Source organism: Propionivibrio sp., from assembly GCF_017995515.1.
Taxonomy (GTDB): Bacteria; Pseudomonadota; Gammaproteobacteria; order Burkholderiales; family Rhodocyclaceae; genus Propionivibrio.
In genome coordinates this window covers 1-4,383 of sequence record NZ_JAGOIT010000163.1, presented here as the reverse complement: position 1 = coordinate 4,383, position 4,383 = coordinate 1, and the positions used below count along the sequence as shown (strand labels likewise).

Genomic DNA, 4,383 nt, shown 5'->3' with positions numbered 1-4,383 from the left:
CCTAAACTCATCATCGGTGCCATGATGCGCAAACTCATACACGTCGCCTTCGGCGTCCTCAAATCCGGCAAACCCTTTGATCCGGCGCGTCACGGCGTTTGACTTTCATCACAGTATCTACAAAACCAGTTCCCGAAGATTGCGGAATTTGTGCAGAGTATTCTGCGCTCTGCATTAGCTCCGATAGTCCGCGTTGATTTTCACGTAGTCGTAAGAGAAATCGCAGGTGTATACCCGGCCGCTGGCCGAACCGCGCCCAAGATCGACGCGAACGGTGATTTCGGCCGACTTCATGATGCGCGCGCCGGCTTCTTCGCGGTAGGAATCGGCACGGCCGCCGTTCTCGGCGACGAGCACTTCTTCGCCTTCGCTGCCGAGCCAGACGCGGACGTTGTCTACGTCGAGTTTTTCGATCTCGGCGTAGCCGATCGCGGCGAGGATGCGGCCGAGGTTGGGGTCGGAGGCGAAGAAGGCGGTTTTGACGAGCGGCGAGTGGCCGATGGCGTAGCCGACGCGCTTGCATTCATCGCGATTTCTTCCACCTTCGACGGCGAGGGTGATGAACTTGGTCGCACCTTCGCCGTCGCGCACGATCGCTTGCGCGAGCTCGACGGCGACGCCGGTGATCGCGGCGCGCAGGGCGTCGAAGCCGGGCTGCGCGGCATCGCTGAACTGCGCGCCGGACTGGCCGGTGGCGATGACGATGAAGGAGTCGTTGGTTGAGGTGTCGCCATCGACCGTGATGCAGTTGAATGACTCGTCGGCCGCCTCCTTCACCAGCTGGCGCAGCAGCGGTTCGGCGATGCCGGCGTCGGTGGCGACGAAGCCGAGCATGGTCGCCATGTTCGGCTTGATCATGCCGGCGCCCTTGCTCATGCCGGTAATCGTCACCGCTTTGCCGTTGATTTCGACGCGCCGCGAGGCAGCCTTGGCGACCGTATCGGTAGTCATGATGCCGTGCGCGGCGGCGTGCCAGTGAGCGGCGGCGAGGTCGCTTTGACATTGCGGCAAACCGGCGATCAGGCGATCGACGGGCAGCGGCTCGAGGATGACGCCGGTGGAGAACGGCAGGACTTGCCCCGCACCGACGCCGAGCAGTTGCCCGACGGCGTCGCACGTTTGCCGGGCGGCCAGCATCCCCGCTTCGCCCGTGCCGGCGTTGGCGATGCCGGTGTTGATGACGAGGGCGCGGATTTCACTGCCGGAATCTAGATGGCGGCGGCAGAGCTGGACCGGTGCCGCGCAGAAACGGTTCTGGGTGAAGACGCCGGCGACTGTGCATCCTTTGTCGAGCGCCAGCAGTGTGAGGTCGCGCCGGTTCAGCTTGCGGATGCCCGCTTCGGCGAGGCCCAGGCGGACGCCGGCCACGGGGAACAGGGCCTCGGGGGCGGGAGTCGTGAAATTGACGGTCATCTTCAACCTCTTTCAGGGCAGGAATAGCGGGACGAGAACCAAGGGCTGTGCTGCCGGATTTCGGATGAGCCCGATTTTCAACAACACGGTCGCCGCATTTCTTTGTAGGAACCCAGTTCTACTGGGCGAATGGGCGTGTTCTACCGTGGATACGCCTTCTTCGCGCAGCGAGCTGCGCTCCTTGTGCATTTCTCGCAAGTGTGCCTAAATTTCGCTAGCTCAGCTTGCCGTGGCACTGCTTGTACTTCTTGCCCGAACCGCAGGGGCACGGGTCGTTGCGGCCGACCTTCGGCTGCGCATTCATCGGCTGGCTGGCTTGCGCCTCGTCGCTGTTGGTACCCAGCGCTTCGTCGTAGTCGGCGTGGTGGTACTGGACGTTGTGGACGTCGGACTGCGGCGCCGTCTCTTCGACGTCTGCGGCGCGGACCTGCACGGTCATCAGCAAGCGGGTCACGTCGTTGCGCACGCCGTCGAGCAGCAACTCGAAGAGTTCGAACGCTTCGCGCTTGTATTCCTGCTTCGGGTTCTTCTGCGCGTAACCGCGCAGGTGGATGCCCTGCCGCAGATGATCGAGCGCGGCGAGGTGTTCGCGCCAGTGCGTATCGAGGCTCTGCAGCATGACGTTGCGCTCGAACTGGTGGAAAGGCGTCGCACCGACCTGTTCGACCTTGGCCTGATACGCCTCGTCGGCGATGGCGATGATGCGCTTGAGGATTTCCGCGTCGTTGATCGTCGGCTCGTTCTTGAACCAATCGACGATCGGCGCCGAGACCTGCAACTCGGACGCCAGATCCTTCTCCAGCCCCGGCAGATCCCACTGTTCTTCGACGCTGTCGGCCGGCACGAAGCGGCGGAAGGCGTCGGTCAGCACGCCGTGGCGCATGGCGACGACGGTCTCGGTGATGTCGTCGGTTTCCAGCAACTCGTTGCGCTGCGCGTAGATGACCTTGCGCTGGTCGTTGGCGACGTCGTCGTATTCGAGCAGCTGCTTGCGGATGTCGAAGTTGCGGCCTTCGACCTTGCGCTGCGCGGATTCGAGCGAGCGCGACACGAGCGGATGCTCGATCGCCTCGCCCTCCGGCATCTTCAGCTTTTCCATGATCATCTTGAGACGATCGCCGGCGAAGATGCGCAGCAAGGAGTCATCGAGCGCGAGGTAGAAGCGCGACGAACCGGGGTCGCCCTGACGGCCGGAACGGCCGCGCAGCTGGTTGTCGATGCGGCGCGACTCGTGGCGCTCGGAGCCGATGATGTGCAAGCCACCGGCGGCGACGACCTGATCGTGCAGCTTCTGCCAGTCGGCACGCATTGCGGCGATACGCTCGTCCCGGGTCGCCTGGTCGAGTGACTCGTCCTCGCGGATGGCGTCGATCTGCTTGGTGATGCTGCCGCCGAGGACGATGTCGGTCCCGCGGCCGGCCATGTTGGTGGCGATGGTAATCATCCCCGGACGACCGGCCTGGACGACGATCTCGGCTTCGCGCGCGTGCTGCTTGGCGTTCAACACCTGGTGCGGCAGCTTTTCCTTGTCGAGCAGGCTGGACAGGAGCTCGGAGTTCTCGATCGACGTCGTGCCGACGAGCACCGGCTGGCCGCGCCCGCGGCAATCGCGGATGTCGGCGATGATCGCGTTGTACTTCTCTTGCGCCGTACGGAAGATCTGATCGTTGTTGTCGACGCGCAGCATCGGCTTATTGGTCGGGATGACGACCGTTTCCAGGCCGTAGATCTGCTGGAATTCGTACGCTTCGGTATCCGCCGTCCCGGTCATGCCCGAGAGCTTGCCGTACATGCGGAAGTAGTTCTGGAAGGTGATCGACGCCAGCGTCTGGTTCTCGTTCTGGATCGCCACGCCTTCCTTGGCTTCGACGGCCTGATGCAGGCCGTCCGACCAGCGGCGACCGGCCATCAGGCGGCCGGTGAACTCGTCGACGATGATGACCTCACCGTTCTGCACGACGTACTGCTGATCCTTGAGGAACAGGCTGTGCGCGCGCAGCGCGGCGTAGAGGTGGTGGATGAGGACGATGTTGGAGGCGTCGTAGAGGCTGGTGCCAGCCGGCAGCAGGCCGACGCGCTCCAGCACTTCCTCGGCGTGTTCGTGCCCGGCTTCGGTCATCAGCACCTGATGGCCCTTTTCGTCGACCCAGTAGTCGCCCGGGCCGTTTTCTTCGGCACAGCGCGTCAGCATCGGCGCGACCTGGTTCATGCGCACGTAAAGGTCGGTGCGATCCTCGGCCTGGCCGGAAATGATCAGCGGCGTGCGCGCCTCGTCGATGAGGATCGAGTCCACTTCGTCGACGATCGCGTAGTTGAGCTTGCGCTGCACCCGCTCGCCTGTCGAGTAGACCATGTTGTCGCGCAGGTAGTCGAAGCCGAATTCGTTGTTCGTGCCGTAGGTGATGTCGCAGGCGAACGCCGCCTGCTTGGCCGCGTGATCCATGCCCGCCATGTTGCAGCCGACGGTGAGGCCGAGGAAGCGATGCAGCCGGCCCATCCACTCGGCGTCGCGGCTGGCCAGGTAATCATTGACGGTGACGATATGCACGCCCTTGCCGGACAGCGCGTTGAGGTAGGCCGGCAGCGTCGCGACCAGCGTCTTGCCTTCGCCGGTACGCATTTCGGCGATCTTGCCGTAGTGCAGCACCATGCCGCCGATCAGTTGGACGTCGAAGTGGCGCATGCCGAGCACGCGCTGGCCGGCTTCGCGCACGACGGCGAAGGCTTCCGGCAGCAACGCGTCGAGCGATTCGCCGTTGGTCACGCGCGTTCTGAACTCGTCGGTCTTGGCTTGTAGCGCCTCGTCGGACAAGGCGCTGATCCCAGCTTCCAGCGCGTTGATCTGCCGGACAACCGTGGAATACTGCTTGATCAGCCGATCATTGCGGCTGCCGAAAATCTTCTTGAGTAGGCCGGAAATCATTGTTGGAATATGGGAGCGCAAAAGAAAACGATTCTAGCACGCGCGAC

2 protein-coding genes are annotated in these 4,383 nt (G+C 63.4%); both read right to left on the bottom strand.

Translation table 11 applies throughout. The features are described 5' to 3' along the window. Positions 1–174: 174 nt before the first annotated feature. Positions 175–1,413, bottom strand: coding sequence for a bifunctional glutamate N-acetyltransferase/amino-acid acetyltransferase ArgJ (gene argJ, locus KBA32_RS16485; RefSeq protein ID WP_294361313.1), 1,239 nt, complete (start codon positions 1,411–1,413; stop codon positions 175–177). A 214-nt stretch (positions 1,414–1,627) separates the two neighbouring features. Beyond that, positions 1,628–4,336, bottom strand: coding sequence for a preprotein translocase subunit SecA (gene secA, locus KBA32_RS16480; protein ID WP_294361311.1), 2,709 nt, complete (start codon positions 4,334–4,336; stop codon positions 1,628–1,630). Positions 4,337–4,383 lie beyond the last annotated feature (47 nt).